Raw genomic sequence first — 17,378 nt, 5'->3', positions numbered from 1 at the left:
GAGTAGTTTTTGCAAAAAGTTCAAAAAGCGATAGAATATGCACTTCGTAATCAATAACCAAGAATCAATAGGCGAAAACTATTAATTAGCGTGAGATATAATACAATGATGATGGGCAATTTTATTCCACAGGCCAATGAATGGGGGAAAACTCGAACGCCTTTCTTTTTTTTGATTGACTTTGAGCAACAAAAGCCACTTATCTTAAAGATGGACGAGGCACAGACAAGCGGTCTATTTTTTGACTTTTTTTGCAAGCCAGATATTGTAGCAGAAAGAGTAAATAAGCCGTTTGAATTTGCTATCCAGCCGTTACCCTTTGAAAAATATCAACAAAAATTTAACTATGTTAAAAATCATATTCAAAATGGAAATAGTTATTTATTGAATTTAACTTGTGCCACAAAAATTCAGATGAATTATTCTCTTGAGGATATTTTTAAGAATACGACTGCAAAATATAAATGTTATTTGAAAGATCAATTTGTCTGTTTTTCACCAGAGTGTTTTATTAGAATAAAAAAGAATAAGATCTACGCTTACCCAATGAAGGGAACTATTAATGCAAATGAAGATGATGCAAAGCAAAAACTAATGAATTCAGAAAAGGAATTAACAGAACATAACACTATTGTTGATTTAATTAGAAATGATTTAGCATTAGTCTCTTCTAATATACAAGTTACAAAATACCGCTATCTTGAAAAGATAGAAACACATAAGGGATCTATTTATCAAACAAGTTCTGAAATTTGTGGTGAGCTAGCTGAACATTGGCAAGATAACATAGGAACAATACTCGTGAAATTATTACCTGCTGGATCAATTAGCGGTGCTCCGAAGCTTAAAACAGTTGAAATTATTAAGCAGAGCGAGCAAGAAGAGAGGGGATATTATACTGGGATTTTTGGTTATTTTGATGGTGAAAATGTTGAGAGTGCGGTAGCTATTCGGTATATTGAAAAAAAACAAGATCAATATTTATTTCGCAGTGGTGGAGGAATTACTATACTTAGTAACATAAATGAAGAATATAATGAAATTTTAGAGAAAGTCTATGTGCCAATATCCTCTTTTTGAAACATTAGCAGTCAATAATGGTAAATTTAAAAATATCTATTTTCATCAACAAAGAGTAGAGTATTCATTTACTCATTATTTCCATAAGAAATGCCATCTAGATTTAAATAAAATCTTAATTCCTAATATGTATCAGGTTGGTTTTTTTCGTTGCCGTGTAGATTATAATAGCGAAGATTTTCAAGTTAATTTTTATCCATATAGACCTAGGTCAATACGTAATTTTCAATTAGTCAAATGTAGTAATCTAGATTATAGATTTAAATATAGTGATCGCAAGCGATTTGATTTTATGAATAATTTTCAAACTGATGAATTTATTATTGTAAATAATGGTTTTATCAGCGATTGCACAATTGGAAATTTACTCTTTAAACAAAAAAAAAAGTGGTATAGTCCAGCACATTACTTACTAAAAGGAACACAATTAAGCTATTTATTGGCGAAGAACCAAATTGAGTTATGCTCCATATCGGTTGATGATATTTATAATTATGAACAAATTATGATGATCAATGCATTAAATCCCTTTGATCCTATGCGTGCAATTTGCATTGACCGCACAACAATTTTGTCTGAGTTGGTAGTGTCATAGCAAACTTCATTACAAGGAAGGCTAATTTTGCAATGAAGATCGAAAAAATAAAAAAACACTTGAAACTGTATATCCAAACAGTATAATGACGGAAAAGATGCTTGCTCAGAAGCAACATTTTAAGGCTACATTTTCAAGACAGAATAGGAAAAGGACATATCAATGGCAGAAAAAAAAGCAGCTACACCGAATGTGGTAAAGCATACCGAACCAGAAAGTAAAGAAAAAGCACTACAAGCCGCCCTTGCACAAATTGAGAAACAGTTTGGTAAAGGCTCAATTATGAAATTGGGAGAAACCCAGCAATTAGATATTGAAGCTGTTTCTACGGGGTCAATCGGCTTGGATTTAGCTTTAGGTATTGGCGGTTTACCTATGGGGCGAATTGTAGAAATTTTTGGTCCAGAATCGTCAGGAAAAACAACTCTGACATTGTCTCTGATTGCACAGGCCCAAAAAGTAGGTAAAACCTGTGCCTTTATTGATGCCGAACACGCACTTGATCCTGTATATGCTCAAAAGTTAGGCGTAAAAACAAAAGACTTATTGATTTCTCAGCCAGATAATGGTGAGCAAGCACTTGAAATTTGTGATGCTTTGGTTCGTTCAGGTGCTGTTGATGTGATTATTGTTGATTCCGTAGCAGCATTAACTCCTAAAGCTGAAATTGAAGGTGAAATGGGCGATTCTCATATGGGGCTACAAGCTCGTTTAATGTCCCAAGCACTACGTAAATTAACAGGAAACATAAAAACAACGAACTGCTTGGTCGTGTTTATCAACCAAATTCGAATGAAAATTGGGGTGATGTTTGGTAACCCTGAAACCACAACAGGCGGAAATGCACTTAAATTTTATGCATCTGTACGTTTGGATATTCGTCGCACTGGTTCTGTAAAAAATGGTGATGAAATTATTGGCAGTGAAACAAAGGTAAAAGTGGTTAAGAACAAGGTTGCACCGCCATTTCGCACGGTTGAATTTGATATTATGTATGGGCAAGGCATTTCTAAAACAGGCGAGCTACTTAATCTCGGTGTTGTGCACGGCTTGATTAAGAAATCAGGGGCGTGGTTTTCTTATGAAGGAAACAAAATTGGGCAAGGTAAAAATAATGCAGTGAAATGGTTATTAGATAATCCAGAGCAAGCTGACATTATAGAGAAAAATATCCGAGAATTATTCTTAGAAAATCCAGATAAAACGCTCTTAATTGAGGAAACCGCTAAAGATGAGGTGGATATACTCGAAGAGCAATTTGATGAAGAACTTTAATTAATTTATAAAATGCGGCTATTATCCATAATGTCGCATTTTCTTTCTCAATGATGAAACATAAATCAAGTGCTATCCAATATCTCGTCTATCTTCTCGCTCGGCGTGATTATAGTGAATTTGAATTAAGACAAAAACTCAAAGCGAAAGAGTATTCACAGGAAGAAGTGGAAAATGCTATTGAGAAAGCTCAAGAACATAAATGGCAAAGTGATGAACGTTTCTGTTTGCATTTTATCCATTATAGAGGGCAGCAAGGTTATGGACCGCTCAGACTTAAACAAGAGCTACGCCAAAAAGGTGTTGCGGATTGGTTGATTAATCAGCAATTAGATGAAAGTGAAATAGATTGGTTTGAACAGGCTGAGCGTTTGTTTAATCGTAAACGCCCCGCAAATTGGGATATTAAAGCAAAGCAAAAAATGTGGCGGTATATGTTAAACCACGGTTTTCATCGTGATCATTTTAGTCATCTGATGGAGATTAACAATGAAGAATAAAATTACTTTTTTTAGTCGTTTTGAAGCAGATATCCTAAGCGGTAAAAAAACAATCACAATTAGAGATAAATCCGAAGCTTACTTCTTAGCAGGGCAACAGCTTTGCGTTTTTACTCACGAAACAGGCCGCTTGTTTGCTCATATTCGTATTATCTCCATCTCGCCTATTCGTTTTGAGCAGTTAAATGAGCAACACGCCCAGCAAGAAAATATGAGTTTGCACGCATTAAAACAGGTGGTTAGAGAGATTTATCCATTTGAAAATGAATTTGTATTAATTGAATTTGAATTAATTAATGAGCCTATTTAAATCGACTAAAAAGACTGAATTTTGTCCTGAATGCCAAGCACCATTGCATATTCGACGTGGTAAACAAGGGTTGTTTTTGGGTTGCTCTGCTTACCCTGAATGTAGCTATCTAAAACCGCTACAGCAAATAAGCCATATTGTAAAAACGTTAGATGAGATTTGCCCTCAGTGCGGCAAATTGCTGCAATTAAAAAGTGGACATTTTGGTCTATTTATTGGTTGTAGTGATTACCCTAATTGTCATTTCATTGTTACTCATGAGTCAGAACAGAAAGAAACATTCTCCTGTCCTGCGTGTAATAAACACCAACTAGTTGAAAGAGTTGGGCGGTCAGGTAAAGTTTTTTGGGGGTGCGAAGGGTATCCAGAGTGCAGGTTCACCCTTTCTACTAAACCAACGGAAAGTGTATTGGCTAAGTACATTAAGCACGAATAATACATCAAGCACGAATAGTACACCAAGTATGACTCAGCCCCAAATTGGCAAAATAGAGCAACTTTCTAACATTCATTATATTTTGAAGAATAAAATTTAAGGTATATGAAATTCTAGGATACAAATGTTTTCGTTTAATCAAATTGTTGAAAAAATAAATCAAAATCAAGTAATAGCATACCCAACAGAAGCAGTTTTTGGACTAGGCTGTAACCCAAAAAGTGAGCTAGCAATTGAAACGCTACTTTGGTTAAAAAAACGTCCTGTTGAAAAAGGACTGATTCTGGTTGCATCAAGCAGTGAATTTTTACTGCCTTACATAAACACCCATTTGTTCACGCAAAAGGAGTGGGATTCTCTTGAAAAAGTCAGTGAGCAGGCTATCACTTGGGTTGTTCCTGCTAAATCAAACGTCTCTCGTTATCTCACAGGGCAATTTGATACAATTGCAGTACGAATTTGTCGGCTTCCTAGTGTTGTAAAATTATGTCAAGCAACTGGCACAGCTTTAACTTCAACAAGTGCAAATTTAGCAACATACCCACCCTGCCGCACGGCAGCAGAAGTAAGAGCTATGTTTGGCAAAGACTTTCCTGTATTAGATGAAGAAACAGGCAAAAAAGATAAGCCTTCAGAAATCCGTGATATTTTTACGCAACATATTTTTAGACAAGGTTAAATTTAAATAATGAATCAGTATGCCGTATGGGGCAACCCAATTATTCAGAGCAAGTCTCCGCATATTCATCAGCTTTTTGCTCAACAAACAGAAAGAGCAGTGATGTATCAAGCAATGCTAGGCGATGAAAAGCTGTTTGAGCAACAGCTTGAACAATTTTTTGTCAAGGGAGCAAAAGGAGCAAATATCACCGCCCCTTTCAAGGAACGAGCATTTAAACTAGCAGATTGTTATAGCGAACGTTGCTTACTTGCAGAAGCCTGCAATACACTCGTTAAATTAGAGGACGGACGATTGTATGCAGACAATACTGATGGCGTAGGATTAGCCGCTGATTTAGCGAGGCTAGGCTGGCTTTTACCTCGACAGAACATTTTGATTTTGGGAGCTGGTGGGGCAGCCAAAGGGGTTCTGTATCCACTCTTACAAGCTGAACAACGCATTACTCTATTTAATCGAACGCACGAGAAAGCGGTTAGTTTGGTGAAGAAATTTGCAAAATTTGGTGTAATTCAAACCGCTTGTTGGGAAGAATTAAATGATAGGGATAGGGATTTTGATGTTATTATCAATGCAACCTCTCTAGGTTTACAAGGCAAATCCGTTGATTTACCATCGTCCTTATTCAAGGACACTAAAGTTTATGATATGCAATATTCCTTAGAAAGCAACACGCCTTTTCTCAATTATGCACATTCTCAAGGAGCAAATATGCTTCAAGATGGCATTGGAATGTTGGTTGGGCAGGCCGCATTTTCATTTGAATTATGGGAAGGCGTTCTGCCTAATATTATGCCTATCATTTCACATTTAAAAATGACTGGGCAACAATGCATCAAACAATGATGTACTAGGAAATACAAAGAGATACTGAGAAATCAGTAAATTCGTTGTTTTTTCTAGCAATTTGTTGAAACTCTATTCAAACAGAGAAAAAAGTTATTTTTTTAACAAAAAATATTTGACGAACTATTTCTAAATCAGCATAATACGCCACGCAAAGCCGATGTGGTTATCGCAAGGGCTACATAGCTCAGCTGGTTAGAGCACAACACTCATAATGTTGGGGTCGCAAGTTCGAATCTCGCTGTAGCCACCATTTGCGGGAATGGCGAAATTGGTAGACGCACCAGATTTAGGTTCTGGCGCCGAGAGGTGTGTGGGTTCAAGTCCCTCTTCCCGCACCATTTGAAGCTTGCAAAATAGTAAAACAACTGGAGTATCGCCAAGTGGAAAGGCACTGGGTTTTGATCTCAGCATTCCTAGGTTCGAATCCTAGTACTCCAGCCATAGTTATAAACTAGATTAAACTTCCATATAGCTAACGTAAGTTAGTTTTTCTTTTTTGGAGTATCGCCAAGCGGTAAGGCACTGGGTTTTGATCTCAGCATTCCTAGGTTCGAATCCTAGTACTCCAGCCACCTATTTTCTATATTACTTTTATTTGTGATTTAGATCTTTTTATTGTATTTTTGCTACATGAGGTAATTTCTTCATTTCTTACTTTAGATCTTGGCTAAAATTCTTTAGAATCAAGTCCAGTTTTAATTTGAAGAAGGTTATCTAGGAGAAATACGATGCTTGACCCCCAAAATTTAGAATCGCTTGCTCGCCAGCTACAAAATGCGTTACCACAAAGCCTAAAAAATGTAGGAAGCGATTTGGAAGAAAAATTTAAACAAATACTGCAAGCTCAACTAGCTAAATTGGACATTGTTACTCGAGAAGAATTTGAGGTGCAATCTCAGGTTTTACTTCGCACTCGTGAAAAATTAATTGTCTTGGAAGCACGTTTGGATCAGCTTGCAGAGCAACCAGTAGAGCAGCCATCAACTCCGTAAATTTATTCACTTCATAAAAGGACTTAATTATGCAACAAATTAATCCCACCCTTACTCGGGCTTGGAATGCACTTTTACAACACAAATCAGAGCAGCTTTCCATTCCTGAACTTTTTGCTGAAGATACACAACGTTTTGAAAAATATTCATTGTATTTTGACAACCAAATTTTAGTCGATTTTTCTAAAAACGCCATTAATCAAAATACATTAACTCTACTTCGCCAGCTAGCAAATGAATGCCAATTGCAGTCTGCAATATCAGCAATGTTCAGTGGAAAAAAAATCAATCGTACCGAAGATCGTGCAGTATTGCACACAGCCTTACGCAACCGCAGTAATACTCCTGTTGAAGTTGATGGAAAAGATGTAATGCCTGAAGTAAATGCAGTGCTCGCCAAAATGAAATCGTTTTGTGAGCGTGTGATTTCGGGTAAATGGCAAGGTTATACAGGCAAAGCCATTACTGATGTGGTAAACATCGGTATTGGTGGTTCAGATTTAGGGCCTTATATGGTAACTGAAGCATTACGCCCCTATAAAAATCATCTCTCGTTGCATTTTGTGTCTAATGTTGATGGAACACATATTGCTGAAACCTTACGCAAGTTAAATCCTGAAACAACTTTAGTGCTGGTAGCCTCCAAAACTTTTACTACGCAAGAAACGATGACAAATGCACTTTCTGCTCGTGAATGGTTGCTTGCCAATGCAAAAGAAGAATCTGCTGTCGCAAAACATTTTGTTGCACTTTCAACTAATGCAAAAGAAGTCGCCAAATTTGGTATTGACACAGAAAATATGTTTGAATTTTGGGATTGGGTTGGAGGACGTTATTCTCTATGGTCAGCAATTGGTTTGTCTATTATGTTGTCTGTTGGAGCAGAAAATTTTGAGCAGCTTTTAGAAGGTGCACACGCTATGGATAAACACTTCCAAAGTACACCAATTGAAAAAAATATCCCAGCAACATTGGCATTAATTGGCATTTGGAATAACAATTTCCTTGGAGCAGAATCCGAAGCCATTTTACCTTACGATCAATATATGCACCGTTTTGCTGCTTATTTCCAACAAGGTAATATGGAATCAAATGGAAAATATGTCGGTCGTGATGGGAAGCCTGTTGATTATCAAACGGGTCCAATCATTTGGGGAGAACCAGGTACAAATGGTCAGCACGCATTCTACCAACTCATTCATCAAGGTACAAAACTCATTCCGTGTGATTTCATTGCACCTGCACAGACTCATAATCCAATTGGCGACCATCATAGCAAATTATTATCAAATTTTTTCGCTCAAACAGAGGCATTGGCTTTTGGTAAATCTAAAGAAACTATTGAGCAAGAGTTTGTGCAAGCGGGTAAATCTCTTGAGAAAGTTGCAGGTATAGTGCCTTTTAAAGTATTTACAGGGAATAAGCCGACAAATTCTATTTTAGTACAAAAAATCACACCATTCACACTCGGTGCTTTAATTGCAATGTATGAGCATAAGATTTTTGTACAAGGCGTTATTTTTAATATCTACAGTTTTGATCAATGGGGAGTAGAATTAGGTAAACAGCTAGCCAATCGCATTTTACCCGAATTGGAAAATGATGAAACCATTACCAGTCACGACAGCTCAACCAACGGATTAATTAACCAATTTAAATCTTGGCGTTAATTAAAATATAAACGTTCTATCGGCAGTTAGATATATTCACTGCCGATTTTTTACTTGAGTTTTCCTCTCTCCACAATGACACCCACACTACTAGCTTGTGCTACAGCTTTTGGTTTATGTAATTCAATACGCAGCCAATGAATGCCAAATTCATCTTGAAGTAAATCTGCAACCTGATAAGCTACTGTTTCAATTAGTTTAAAAGGAGTACGCTCTACAAAATTAAGAATTTTTTGCGACACATCAGCGTAATTTAAGCAATAACTTACCTCATCATAAGCTGCGGCTTGTTGAAAATCCCATGCCATCTCAATATTAAAAATAAGCTGTTGCTTAATAGTATGCTCCCAATCATATACACCAATGGAAGCAAAAGCTGTCAGCCCACGAATAAAAACTTTATCAGTCATTGCGTTTTTCCTTATGTCTCTTTTTAAAACTTCAGGTAGAATATATCACAATCATACCGCTAGATAAGGAATAAAAATGAGCATGATAGCTTATTTATTCGTCATTGGAGCATATTTGCTTGGATCAATTTCCAGTGCTGTCATATTTTGTCGCCTAGCTGGTCTACCTGATCCTCGCCAACATGGATCGCATAATCCAGGTGCTACCAACGTATTCCGCCTAGGTGGAAAATTAGAAGCTTTAGGTGTTCTCTTTGCAGATATATTAAAAGGAATGCTCCCCGTTTCACTCGGCTTTTATTTAGCACTTTCACCAACTCAGATTGGATTGATTGGCTTAAGTGCGTGCTTAGGACATATTTTTCCACTGTTTTTTTCATTTAAAGGTGGAAAGGGCGTTGCAACAGCACTAGGTGTTATTATACCAATGGGACATATAATCTCTGGTTTAACTGCTGCAACGTGGCTATTAATTTTTCTTTTGTCTGGCTATTCTTCGTTAAGTGCAATTATCACAGCATTGGTCGCGCCATTGTATGTTTGGTGGTGTAAACCCGAATTAACATTGCCAGTGGTATTAGTCTGCTGTTTACTCATTTATCGCCATCACGAAAATCTTCAGCGTTTATGGAGAGGACAAGAAGATAAAGTCTGGAAAAAATTCAAGTAAAATGGGTTGATTTATATGCGTTCTATGCTATATATTACCGAAGCTTATTTGGTTTTATTGGAATATGTGTATATTCAGCACATATAATCATAAAAATTAATGTGAAATTAACAATTTTTAGTTCTCCTAAACAAGAGGTAACACTATGGGTGGCATTAGTATTTGGCAACTTTTAATCGTTGTGGCAATTATTGTTTTATTATTTGGTACAAAAAAATTGCGTAATTTAGGATCAGATTTAGGAGAGTCCGTCAAAGGCTTTAAGAAAGCAATGAATGATGATAAGCCTGCCGATGCAGAATTTACTCAAAAAGTAGAAGTGAAAGAAACTACAACGACAGAACAGGTCGTAAAAGAAAAAGAGCAGGCATAATTTGTGTTTGATATTAGTTTTTCCGAGTTACTCCTTGTATTCATTATTGGCTTGATTGTCCTTGGACCAAAGCGATTACCCGTTGCAATCAGAACGGTGATGGGGTGGATAAGCACCATTAGAGGATTGGCTGCGAATGTTCAAAATGAACTAACGCAGGAACTTAAGTTACAAGAGTTGCAAGAGAGTATTAAGAAAGCGGAATCGTTGAATTTAGCTAAACTTTCCCCTGAATTAAGTAAAGCGGTGGAAGAGCTTAAGCAGTCAGCTCAAAAAGCACAAGAGGGTGTGAATGGCACAGCTAATGAAATTCAACGTTTAAGTGATGAAGAAATTAAAAACATTCAACAACGCCTTGAAAAGGGCGAAAACGCTGAAGTACTCAAGCCCCAACAAACATTGCAAAATACTGAACAAAATATACCGCTTGTAGAGCAAAAAGAGATTTCTCCAGATGAATCAGCAGAACTAGCTGAAGAAAATGAAGAAATGAGCAGTATTCACTGTCCACCAGATGATGAATTAGCAAACACTACACATCAACAGGATAAACAAAATGTCAGTTGAAGAATCTCAGCCACTTATCTCTCACTTGATTGAATTGCGTAACCGCTTATTAAAGGCAATAATCTGTATTTTGGTCGTATTCGCAATCATCGTTTATTGGGCAAATGATATTTACAGCCTACTGGCAAGTCCGTTGACAGAACGCCTTCCAGCAGGGGCAACTATGATTGCTACCAGCGTAGCAACGCCGTTTTTCACTCCGATAAAACTGACTGCCATTGTTGCCGTTTTTATCTCTGTCCCTTACATACTTTACCAAATATGGGCATTTGTTGCTCCTGCACTCTATAAACAGGAAAAAAGACTAGTCTATCCGCTCTTAATCTCAAGCACACTATTATTTTACACAGGCGTAGCGTTTGCCTATTACGTTGTTTTTCCGTTAATCTTTGCATTTCTTACTAGTACAACACCAGAGGGAGTAACAATGGCAACGGATATTAGCAGTTATCTAGATTTTGTACTCACTATTTTCCTTGCTTTTGGAGTATGCTTTGAAGTCCCTGTTGCAATTATCCTGCTATGTTGGTCAGGAATCACAACGCCTGAAGACTTAAAGCAGAAGCGTCCTTATATTATTGTTGCCGCATTTATTATCGGAATGCTCTTAACTCCACCTGATATCTTCTCCCAAACACTTCTTGCGATACCAATGTGTTTATTATTTGAAATAGGCGTTATTATTGCACGTTTTTATACTCCCAAAGAGAATATAGGGGAGCCCACTACATAGATCTGTTGTAAAAGACATTATTGTTGCTTAAAAAATCTGAAAAAGCTGATAAATTAGGCTAATAAAACATATCTCACTATTTTTATTTGACAAGACTCAATATAAATCACTAAAATACGCACATCCAAACGTTACTTCTCTGTAACGTTTTTTAATGCGGGAATAGCTCAGTTGGTAGAGCACGACCTTGCCAAGGTCGGGGTCGCGAGTTCGAGCCTCGTTTCCCGCTCCATATTTACACGAGTGGCGGAATCAGCAGACGCAAGGAATTTTAAATATTTTGCGTAAACTGATAAGGCTTACAAGCAATTGAATAAAAAGTACTCTTAGCCTGAGTGATGAAATTGGTAGACATGACGGATTCAAAATCCGTTGGTGAATAACCGTGTCGGTTCGAGTCCGACCTCAGGCACCATTTCAATAGTACCTTGTAACACATCCCACCTTTCAAATAATCCCTTTACCATTACTATTACTTCAACCAAAGGTGGTTCTGCCAAGAGTGCTAATGCGGCTAATATTGGTGCATTCTGTGCAAAACACGATCTAAAAATGCTTCTCATCAATACCGATAAGCAACCGCCATTAAGCTCCTACTATGAGCTGGAACACCAAACTCTCGGTGGAACTTATGAAGTTCTTCATTTTAAAGAGCTTGACCCCTCTCGCATCATTTCGAAAACAACGATCCCTTATCTCAATTTGATTCAGTCCAATGACCCATCTAACAAAATCAGTCCAATGCTGAAAGATTCACCTGACGGCACATTGCGTTTTAGTTTATTGCTGTAAAAAATTGAAGGATACGACGTCATCATTATTGACACTCTGAGTACGATTGGAATGTATCAAGATTTAGAAACCTTTACTGCATTTGGTTTTACTCTTCCACCTCTAAAAGCTATGATTAACTGTGTTGATCAACCAATGATGTCAAATTAGTCTCCGAATATCTGCATACGCTTTTCCAAAATGAGTTTGATGAAAGTAAAACATTACTGGAATTTTCAGTCCCTGATCGTGTGGCATACCCTGAAGCAGCGACTTTTTCTAAACCAGTGTATCGTCAGAGCCAAACTGAATATGAAACTGTCCGCCAGCTTTGTTCATTATTGATGCCACAATTTACACAATCACATTTTTCTGCCTAGTTGGAGTTATTTATGTCTAACCAAAATAAACTCTCTCCTCATCTCTATTCTGTTAAAGCTGAATCTGCTGTTATAGGAGGATTACTATTAGATAACAGCCTATTTGATCAAGTCATTAGAAAAATTAATTCGGCAGATTTTCATTTTGGCATTCATCAAGTTTTATTCAAAGGGATTACTGATTTAATTGAGGCTGGAAAACCTTCTTAGACCGCTTGGGCAATGATGATTGAAGAAAATAGTGCTGGTAGACTCATTCATTGGAATATCCCTCCATTTACTCTTTCTAGATAACCAAACTCATCACATATATGAGATACATACAGCCTTTTCATTGGATAAAAAAGAGCTATCTGTCTGTATGTTAGTCTACCAAACAGCTCTTCTGTCAATTTGTATTAAGGAGAACCATTAATGAAAATCTCATAAAATACCGTTAAACAAGAAAACTGATTCCTCTAGTTGTTCTAAATAATTTTTCAGAAAAAGCAAGCACAAAAAATAATTTTCAGGCTTTACAAACTGGAAAGAATGTATGAGATAAAAAATAGTCCTAGACTCGGATAGAAAATCCTAACAGATGTATTGTCTCGATAAATCGTCGGTTGCCAAATTACACTCAGAAACTATGAACTAAGACTTTTCTCACTCGCTCTAAATCTTCAATTGTATCCACTCCTACTTCTGGTGATTCAATAGCAGGTGCAATATGGATCTTTTCGCCATACCATAAGGCTCTAAGCTGTTCTAATGATTCCAATTGTTCTAACTGGCTTGGCTGCCACATCACATAACGTTTAACAAAAGCAGCACGATAGGCATAGATACCAATATGGCGTAGATAGTGATGGTTTGCAACAAAGCTGTCTTGGCAATCAGGAAATCTATCACGAGCAAATGGAATAGATGCTCGTGAAAAATAGAGTGCCATACCTTGATGATCAGTAACGACTTTGACAACATTAGGATTAAATAACTCTTCACTCGTCATTAATTTCACACCGAGAGTTGCCATATTTACTCGTTGTTGAGCTAAGTTTTTTGCAACCTGAGAAACAATAATTGGTGGAATTAACGGCTCATCTCCTTGCACATTCACAATAATTTCCTCGTCAGGAATTGCCATTTGAACAATCACTTCCGCAAGGCGTTCTGTTCCTGAATTATGCTGATCCGATGTCATACATACTTCGGCACCGAATGATCTTGATACAGCTTCAATTTCTGGGTGATCAGTTGCAATAATCACTCGAGTTGCTCCAGCAAGTTGAGCTTGTTGCCAAACGTGCTGAATCATTGGTTTGCCTGCGATATCCAGCAAAGGTTTACGGGGTAAACGGCTGGAGGCGTAGCGTGCGGGAATAATAACAGTGAATTGCATTAATTATTCTCCTCAATAGGGACACCAGCCTCTGGTAACAATACAGGAATGCCGTTTTGAATAGGGAAAGCCAGTTTTGTTTTAGGGCTAATTAAGCGATTGTTTATTCGATCAAACTCTAATCTTTCGTTAGAAATCGGGCAGGCGAGGTGTTCAATGATTTTTTCATTCATACTGTTTTTTCTCAACTAAAGCTAAAATGGGGGCAAGTAAACAAGCGGTACTTTTTTCGGAAAAATGTGCAGAAACAGGCGCAAACCACCAGTTCTCCTGAGCAAAGGCACGACATTTCACTGCATCTTTTTCGGTCATCAACAAAGGCAAATCCGTTGCTAAGGGGGCAAGTTGTGCGAATGAATAAGGCTGATGATCAGCAAAGCTATAACAAGCGGTCAAATTTATGCCTAAATTTGTAAGCATAGTGAAAAAACGGGGGGGATAGCCAATTCCTGCCATTGCTACGGCTTGCGGAAAAGTTGACAGCGACTTGCGTTCGCCTGTTTTGAGGTTCACAGCCATATCAGGCGAGAGCGTCATTAAATGCTCTCCTGATTTTGCAATACCACCATTGCAAATCACCGCTTGCACTTGTTCTAACCGACTTGGTAACTCACGCAATCCGCCTGCAGGCAACACAAAACCGTTACCAAAACGCCGTTTTCCGTCCACTACCACCCACTCTATATCTCGTTGCAAGGCATAATGTTGTAAACCGTCATCCGCAATGATGATATCAAGTGGGTATTGATTCAAAAGTAACTCAATGCTTTGCTGGCGATTCGGTGAAATCGCCACAGGGGCGGAGGTGCGTTGGTGAATAAGTAAAGGTTCATCGCCTATCTGTTCTGCAAAGCTGTCTAGGCTGACAAGTTGAGGGAAATTCGATGCTTTTGCCCCATAGCCACGAGAAATTACGCCAACCTTAACCCCCCGTTGTTGTAGCTGTTCGACTAACCAAACCACTACAGGTGTTTTACCATTTCCCCCAACGGAAATATTTCCAACAATCACTACTGGCACAGGTGAGCGGTAGGATTTCAGTAAATTTTTGCGGTAGAGCCAAACACGCACTTTGCTCACTAGCCAAAATAACAGTGAAAAAGGGGCGAGTAGCCAAGTGATGAGAGATATGGATTGCCAAATTTTCATACTATATACCATAAAGTGCGGTGATTTATACTTGCTGCTCTGGAGAATGCTTTTAGCTACAAGATCTTACACATTTAATTCTCCGTAGTTTATTTTATATGAAATATAATTAGATAAAAACTTTTACATTTCACTGATAGAAGTTTAATAGAGGTAATAAAAAATAAATTATGCACGGATAATATTACATAAAATGCCTGACTGTCGGTTCTTTGCGTATAATTTAGAATTATTTAAACTTAAGAGTTAAAACTTTTCTAGGGGACATCTTTAGCTTCTAGGGCTACATACATTCTACAGGACACAAAATGCAGTATAAAAATTTACGGGAATTTATTGATTTATTGGAGCAGCAGGGAGAGCTAAGGCGCATTAGTGTGGAGGTTGATCCCCATTTGGAGATGACTGAAATTGCAGATCGAACTTTGCGAATGGGAGGACCTGCTTTGCTGTTTGAGAACCCTAAGGGATATACAATGCCTGTGCTGTGTAATTTGTTTGGTACGCCAAAACGAGTGGCGATGGGTATGGGACAAGAAAGCGTAACAGCTTTGCGTGAGTTGGGTAAACTGCTTGCTTTTTTAAAAGAACCTGAGCCACCTAAGGGGGTGAAAGAGTTAATTGGACAATTACCGCAATGGAAGCAAGTGTTAAATATGCCGAGTAAGGTGCTAGGCAAAGCAGAATGTCAGCAAATTGTGTGGTCTGGGGAAGAGGTTGATCTTTATCAGTTGCCAATTATGCATTGTTGGTCAGGAGATGCAGCTCCACTTATCACTTGGGGATTAACGATTACCCAAGGTCCGTACAAAAAGCGACTCAATTTGGGGATTTATCGTCAGCAGTTGATTGCGAAAAATAAGTTGATTATGCGTTGGCTTTCACATCGAGGAGGTGCGTTGGATTTCCAAGAATGGCAGGCAGAAAATCCAGATAAACCATTCCCTGTTTCAGTTGCATTAGGGGCAGATCCTGCGACAATTTTAGCTGCAGTAACACCTATTCCAGATACGCTGTCTGAATATGCGTTTGCGGGATTGTTACGAGGGAATAAAACGGAAGTTGTGAAATCAATAAGTAATGATCTTGAAGTGCCTGCCAGTGCTGAAATTGTGCTTGAGGGTTATATCGATCTGAAGGAGACCGCTTTAGAAGGACCTTATGGCGATCATACAGGCTACTACAATGAGCAGGAATTTTTTCCTGTATTGACGGTTACGCACGTTACGATGCGGAAAAATCCAATTTATCACTCCACCTATACAGGTCGTCCGCCTGATGAACCTGCAGTACTTGGGGAGGCATTAAATGAAGTATTTATTCCGATTTTACAAAAACAATTTCCAGAAATTGTGGATTTTTATTTGCCACCCGAAGGCTGTTCTTATCGGTTGGCGGTGGTAACAATAAAGAAACAGTATGCAGGACACGCTAAGCGAGTGATGATGGGCATATGGTCTTTTTTACGTCAATTTATGTACACTAAGTTTGTGATTGTGTGTGATGATGATATCAATGCTCGAGACTGGAAAGATGTCATCTGGGCTATCACAACTCGTTGTGATCCTGTTCGTGATACCACGATGATTGAACATACGCCGATAGATTATCTTGACTTTGCCTCACCTATTGCTGGGCTAGGTTCAAAAATGGGGATTGATGCAACCAACAAGTGGCAAGGTGAAACTCAGCGGGAATGGGGAGTGCCAATAAAAAAAGATCCTGATATTGTAAAAAGAGTTGATAATATTTGGGATAGCTTAGGTATTCTGTGAAAATAAACGATGTGTAAAATAAACAATGTATTAAGAAGCGGTGAGTTTTCAGCTAAAATTTGCAAAAATTTTTATAAAATTAACCGCTTACTAGGCAAGTAGATAGCAATTTTAGGCTAAAATCGTTATACTTCACGCCTTTATCCGAAGGGGATATTTTTTCTATTTTTAATTTGAGGTTTTTTTATGTCTGTTCAACACAGTACAACGGCAAATCCAGGTCCACTGGGTCTGTGCGGATTTGCTTTAACAACGTGGTTATTAAGTTTAATCAATAATGGTACATTTAGCGGAGATAATGTTGGCCTAGTGCTGGCTATGGCGTTCGCCTTTGGTGGTACAGCACAAATAATTGCTGGCATTTGTGAATTCTATAAAGGCAATACTTTTGGTTTTACTGCATTTATCAGTTATGGGGCATTTTGGTGGTCATTTGCTCTATTTAAGGTGTTTTTCCCACAGGCAGTTTCAGCGGAATTCGTCGGCTGGTATTTAGTAGTTTGGGGAACCTTTACTCTAATGATGTTCTTTGCATCATTAGCGAAAGCACATGCTTTACAGGCTATTTTCTTCGCATTAACAATTACATTTTACCTACTTGCAGCAGGTGATTTCACAGGGAATCATTCCATCACCCATATTGGTGGATATTTCGGTTTATTGACCGCATTATTGGCGTTTTACCTTGCCGCGGCGGAAATGATTAATGAAAGCTATGGGCGTGTGGTGTTACCAATTGGTACACCGAAAGCATAATTACAGTAAAACAAGCGGTTGAGAACG

The 17,378-nt window shown here is 38.0% G+C and carries 21 protein-coding genes, 6 tRNA genes and 1 pseudogene; 24 read left to right on the top strand and 4 right to left on the bottom strand.

The features are described from left to right. The first annotated feature begins 111 nt into the window (after window positions 1-111). The 14 genes from EV693_RS05315 (at window position 112) to pgi (ending at window position 8,386) form a co-directional block, all read left to right on the top strand. Window positions 112-1,080 carry an aminodeoxychorismate synthase component I gene (locus EV693_RS05315; RefSeq protein ID WP_132501363.1) on the top strand — a complete coding sequence of 323 codons (969 nt, stop codon included), beginning with the start codon at window positions 112-114 and terminating at the stop codon, window positions 1,078-1,080. Beyond that, window positions 1,058-1,675 (top strand): aminotransferase class IV family protein, encoded by a 618-nt coding sequence (locus EV693_RS05310; protein WP_132501328.1) that lies wholly within the window; start codon window positions 1,058-1,060, stop codon window positions 1,673-1,675. The genes EV693_RS05315 and EV693_RS05310 overlap by 23 nt, the downstream gene beginning before the upstream one ends. Before the next feature lie 162 nt (window positions 1,676-1,837). Continuing rightward, window positions 1,838-2,950, top strand: coding sequence for a recombinase RecA (gene recA / locus EV693_RS05305; protein WP_132501327.1), 1,113 nt, complete (start codon window positions 1,838-1,840; stop codon window positions 2,948-2,950). 53 nt (window positions 2,951-3,003) lie between these two features. Continuing rightward, on the top strand, window positions 3,004-3,450 hold the full coding sequence (gene recX, locus EV693_RS05300) for a recombination regulator RecX (RefSeq protein WP_132501362.1): 447 nt from the start codon (window positions 3,004-3,006) through the stop codon (window positions 3,448-3,450). Beyond that, window positions 3,440-3,760, top strand: coding sequence for a N(4)-acetylcytidine aminohydrolase (gene yqfB / locus EV693_RS05295; RefSeq protein WP_132501326.1), 321 nt, complete (start codon window positions 3,440-3,442; stop codon window positions 3,758-3,760). The genes recX and yqfB overlap by 11 nt, the downstream gene beginning before the upstream one ends. After that, on the top strand, window positions 3,747-4,196 hold the full coding sequence (locus tag EV693_RS05290) for a DNA topoisomerase family protein (RefSeq protein ID WP_132501325.1): 450 nt from the start codon (window positions 3,747-3,749) through the stop codon (window positions 4,194-4,196). Before yqfB ends, EV693_RS05290 begins: the two co-directional genes overlap by 14 nt. 124 nt (window positions 4,197-4,320) lie before the next feature. Further along, window positions 4,321-4,875 (top strand): L-threonylcarbamoyladenylate synthase type 1 TsaC, encoded by a 555-nt coding sequence (gene tsaC / locus EV693_RS05285; RefSeq protein WP_132501324.1) that lies wholly within the window; start codon window positions 4,321-4,323, stop codon window positions 4,873-4,875. A 9-nt stretch (window positions 4,876-4,884) separates the two neighbouring features. After that, window positions 4,885-5,721 carry a shikimate dehydrogenase gene (gene aroE / locus EV693_RS05280; RefSeq protein ID WP_132501323.1) on the top strand — a complete coding sequence of 279 codons (837 nt, stop codon included), beginning with the start codon at window positions 4,885-4,887 and terminating at the stop codon, window positions 5,719-5,721. Window positions 5,722-5,897: 176 nt separating this feature from the next. Beyond that, a tRNA-Met gene (locus tag EV693_RS05275) sits at window positions 5,898-5,974 on the top strand. A 3-nt stretch (window positions 5,975-5,977) separates the two neighbouring features. Further along, window positions 5,978-6,062: transfer RNA gene (locus EV693_RS05270), tRNA-Leu, on the top strand. 28 nt (window positions 6,063-6,090) lie between these two features. Continuing rightward, a tRNA-Gln gene (locus EV693_RS05265) sits at window positions 6,091-6,165 on the top strand. Window positions 6,166-6,221: 56 nt separating this feature from the next. After that, window positions 6,222-6,296, top strand: a tRNA-Gln gene (locus EV693_RS05260). A gap of 156 nt (window positions 6,297-6,452) precedes the next feature. After that, window positions 6,453-6,716, top strand: coding sequence for a ubiquinone biosynthesis accessory factor UbiK (gene ubiK / locus EV693_RS05255; protein ID WP_132501322.1), 264 nt, complete (start codon window positions 6,453-6,455; stop codon window positions 6,714-6,716). A gap of 29 nt (window positions 6,717-6,745) precedes the next feature. Beyond that, window positions 6,746-8,386, top strand: coding sequence for a glucose-6-phosphate isomerase (pgi, locus tag EV693_RS05250; RefSeq protein ID WP_132501321.1), 1,641 nt, complete (start codon window positions 6,746-6,748; stop codon window positions 8,384-8,386). A 50-nt stretch (window positions 8,387-8,436) separates the two neighbouring features. Here pgi and folB read toward each other — a convergent pair whose 3' ends face one another. Beyond that, window positions 8,437-8,796 carry a dihydroneopterin aldolase gene (gene folB, locus EV693_RS05245; protein WP_132501320.1) on the bottom strand — a complete coding sequence of 120 codons (360 nt, stop codon included), beginning with the start codon at window positions 8,794-8,796 and terminating at the stop codon, window positions 8,437-8,439. Between the two features lie 76 nt (window positions 8,797-8,872). Between folB and plsY the strand changes: the two genes are divergently transcribed. From plsY to EV693_RS05205, 8 genes and pseudogenes are all read left to right on the top strand, one after another. Beyond that, window positions 8,873-9,466, top strand: a complete 594-nt coding sequence (plsY, locus tag EV693_RS05240; RefSeq protein ID WP_132501319.1) for a glycerol-3-phosphate 1-O-acyltransferase PlsY — start codon at window positions 8,873-8,875, stop codon at window positions 9,464-9,466. 145 nt (window positions 9,467-9,611) lie between these two features. Continuing rightward, window positions 9,612-9,839, top strand: a complete 228-nt coding sequence (tatA, locus tag EV693_RS05235) for a Sec-independent protein translocase subunit TatA (RefSeq protein ID WP_132501318.1) — start codon at window positions 9,612-9,614, stop codon at window positions 9,837-9,839. A 3-nt stretch (window positions 9,840-9,842) separates the two neighbouring features. Beyond that, window positions 9,843-10,406 (top strand): Sec-independent protein translocase protein TatB, encoded by a 564-nt coding sequence (gene tatB, locus EV693_RS05230; RefSeq protein ID WP_132501317.1) that lies wholly within the window; start codon window positions 9,843-9,845, stop codon window positions 10,404-10,406. Beyond that, window positions 10,396-11,139, top strand: coding sequence for a twin-arginine translocase subunit TatC (tatC, locus tag EV693_RS05225; protein WP_132501316.1), 744 nt, complete (start codon window positions 10,396-10,398; stop codon window positions 11,137-11,139). Before tatB ends, tatC begins: the two co-directional genes overlap by 11 nt. A 156-nt stretch (window positions 11,140-11,295) precedes the next feature. Further along, window positions 11,296-11,371, top strand: a tRNA-Gly gene (locus EV693_RS05220). 97 nt (window positions 11,372-11,468) lie between these two features. Next, window positions 11,469-11,554: transfer RNA gene (locus EV693_RS05215), tRNA-Leu, on the top strand. Beyond that, window positions 11,554-12,290: pseudogene (locus tag EV693_RS09645) on the top strand (ParA family protein). Before EV693_RS05215 ends, EV693_RS09645 begins: the two are co-directional and overlap by 1 nt. Before the next feature lie 12 nt (window positions 12,291-12,302). Then, window positions 12,303-12,500, top strand: coding sequence for a DnaB-like helicase N-terminal domain-containing protein (locus EV693_RS05205; RefSeq protein WP_243694580.1), 198 nt, complete (start codon window positions 12,303-12,305; stop codon window positions 12,498-12,500). 409 nt (window positions 12,501-12,909) lie between these two features. Here EV693_RS05205 and kdsB read toward each other — a convergent pair whose 3' ends face one another. From kdsB to lpxK, 3 genes are read right to left on the bottom strand one after another with little or no spacing between them, the layout of a single operon-like run. After that, window positions 12,910-13,671 (bottom strand): 3-deoxy-manno-octulosonate cytidylyltransferase, encoded by a 762-nt coding sequence (gene kdsB, locus EV693_RS05200; RefSeq protein WP_132501315.1) that lies wholly within the window; start codon window positions 13,669-13,671, stop codon window positions 12,910-12,912. Then, window positions 13,671-13,844 carry a Trm112 family protein gene (locus EV693_RS05195; protein ID WP_132501314.1) on the bottom strand — a complete coding sequence of 58 codons (174 nt, stop codon included), beginning with the start codon at window positions 13,842-13,844 and terminating at the stop codon, window positions 13,671-13,673. Before EV693_RS05195 ends, kdsB begins: the two co-directional genes overlap by 1 nt. After that, a complete protein-coding gene (gene lpxK / locus EV693_RS05190; protein ID WP_132501313.1) occupies window positions 13,837-14,820 on the bottom strand; it encodes a tetraacyldisaccharide 4'-kinase in 984 nt (327 codons plus the stop codon). The genes EV693_RS05195 and lpxK overlap by 8 nt, the downstream gene beginning before the upstream one ends. Window positions 14,821-15,128: 308 nt before the next feature. Here lpxK and ubiD point away from each other — a divergent pair, with 308 nt between their 5' ends. Then, window positions 15,129-16,595 (top strand): 4-hydroxy-3-polyprenylbenzoate decarboxylase, encoded by a 1,467-nt coding sequence (gene ubiD, locus EV693_RS05185; RefSeq protein ID WP_132501312.1) that lies wholly within the window; start codon window positions 15,129-15,131, stop codon window positions 16,593-16,595. A 186-nt stretch (window positions 16,596-16,781) separates the two neighbouring features. Next, window positions 16,782-17,351 (top strand): acetate uptake transporter, encoded by a 570-nt coding sequence (locus tag EV693_RS05180; RefSeq protein ID WP_132501311.1) that lies wholly within the window; start codon window positions 16,782-16,784, stop codon window positions 17,349-17,351. Window positions 17,352-17,378: the final 27 nt, after the last annotated feature.

Source organism: Nicoletella semolina (assembly GCF_004345745.1).
Classification (GTDB): domain Bacteria; phylum Pseudomonadota; class Gammaproteobacteria; order Enterobacterales; family Pasteurellaceae; genus Nicoletella; species Nicoletella semolina.
Note: the sequence above shows the minus strand (reverse complement) of the source record. Positions and strands in the feature narration are given on the sequence as shown.

Bases quoted from the DNA above. Each gene is read 5' to 3' on its own strand.
- EV693_RS05315 (WP_132501363.1), top strand. From the start codon at position 112: ATGGGCAATTTTATTCCACAGGCCAATGAATGGGGGAAAACTCGAACG.
- EV693_RS05310 (WP_132501328.1), top strand. From the start codon at position 1,058: ATGTGCCAATATCCTCTTTTTGAAACATTAGCAGTCAATAATGGTAAA.
- recA (WP_132501327.1), top strand. From the start codon at position 1,838: ATGGCAGAAAAAAAAGCAGCTACACCGAATGTGGTAAAGCATACCGAA.
- recX (WP_132501362.1), top strand. From the start codon at position 3,004: ATGAAACATAAATCAAGTGCTATCCAATATCTCGTCTATCTTCTCGCT.
- yqfB (WP_132501326.1), top strand. From the start codon at position 3,440: ATGAAGAATAAAATTACTTTTTTTAGTCGTTTTGAAGCAGATATCCTA.
- EV693_RS05290 (WP_132501325.1), top strand. From the start codon at position 3,747: ATGAGCCTATTTAAATCGACTAAAAAGACTGAATTTTGTCCTGAATGC.
- tsaC (WP_132501324.1), top strand. From the start codon at position 4,321: ATGTTTTCGTTTAATCAAATTGTTGAAAAAATAAATCAAAATCAAGTA.
- aroE (WP_132501323.1), top strand. From the start codon at position 4,885: ATGAATCAGTATGCCGTATGGGGCAACCCAATTATTCAGAGCAAGTCT.
- ubiK (WP_132501322.1), top strand. From the start codon at position 6,453: ATGCTTGACCCCCAAAATTTAGAATCGCTTGCTCGCCAGCTACAAAAT.
- pgi (WP_132501321.1), top strand. From the start codon at position 6,746: ATGCAACAAATTAATCCCACCCTTACTCGGGCTTGGAATGCACTTTTA.
- folB (WP_132501320.1), bottom strand. From the start codon at position 8,796: ATGACTGATAAAGTTTTTATTCGTGGGCTGACAGCTTTTGCTTCCATT.
- plsY (WP_132501319.1), top strand. From the start codon at position 8,873: ATGAGCATGATAGCTTATTTATTCGTCATTGGAGCATATTTGCTTGGA.
- tatA (WP_132501318.1), top strand. From the start codon at position 9,612: ATGGGTGGCATTAGTATTTGGCAACTTTTAATCGTTGTGGCAATTATT.
- tatC (WP_132501316.1), top strand. From the start codon at position 10,396: ATGTCAGTTGAAGAATCTCAGCCACTTATCTCTCACTTGATTGAATTG.
- EV693_RS05205 (WP_243694580.1), top strand. From the start codon at position 12,303: ATGTCTAACCAAAATAAACTCTCTCCTCATCTCTATTCTGTTAAAGCT.
- kdsB (WP_132501315.1), bottom strand. From the start codon at position 13,671: ATGCAATTCACTGTTATTATTCCCGCACGCTACGCCTCCAGCCGTTTA.
- EV693_RS05195 (WP_132501314.1), bottom strand. From the start codon at position 13,844: ATGAATGAAAAAATCATTGAACACCTCGCCTGCCCGATTTCTAACGAA.
- lpxK (WP_132501313.1), bottom strand. From the start codon at position 14,820: ATGAAAATTTGGCAATCCATATCTCTCATCACTTGGCTACTCGCCCCT.
- ubiD (WP_132501312.1), top strand. From the start codon at position 15,129: ATGCAGTATAAAAATTTACGGGAATTTATTGATTTATTGGAGCAGCAG.
- EV693_RS05180 (WP_132501311.1), top strand. From the start codon at position 16,782: ATGTCTGTTCAACACAGTACAACGGCAAATCCAGGTCCACTGGGTCTG.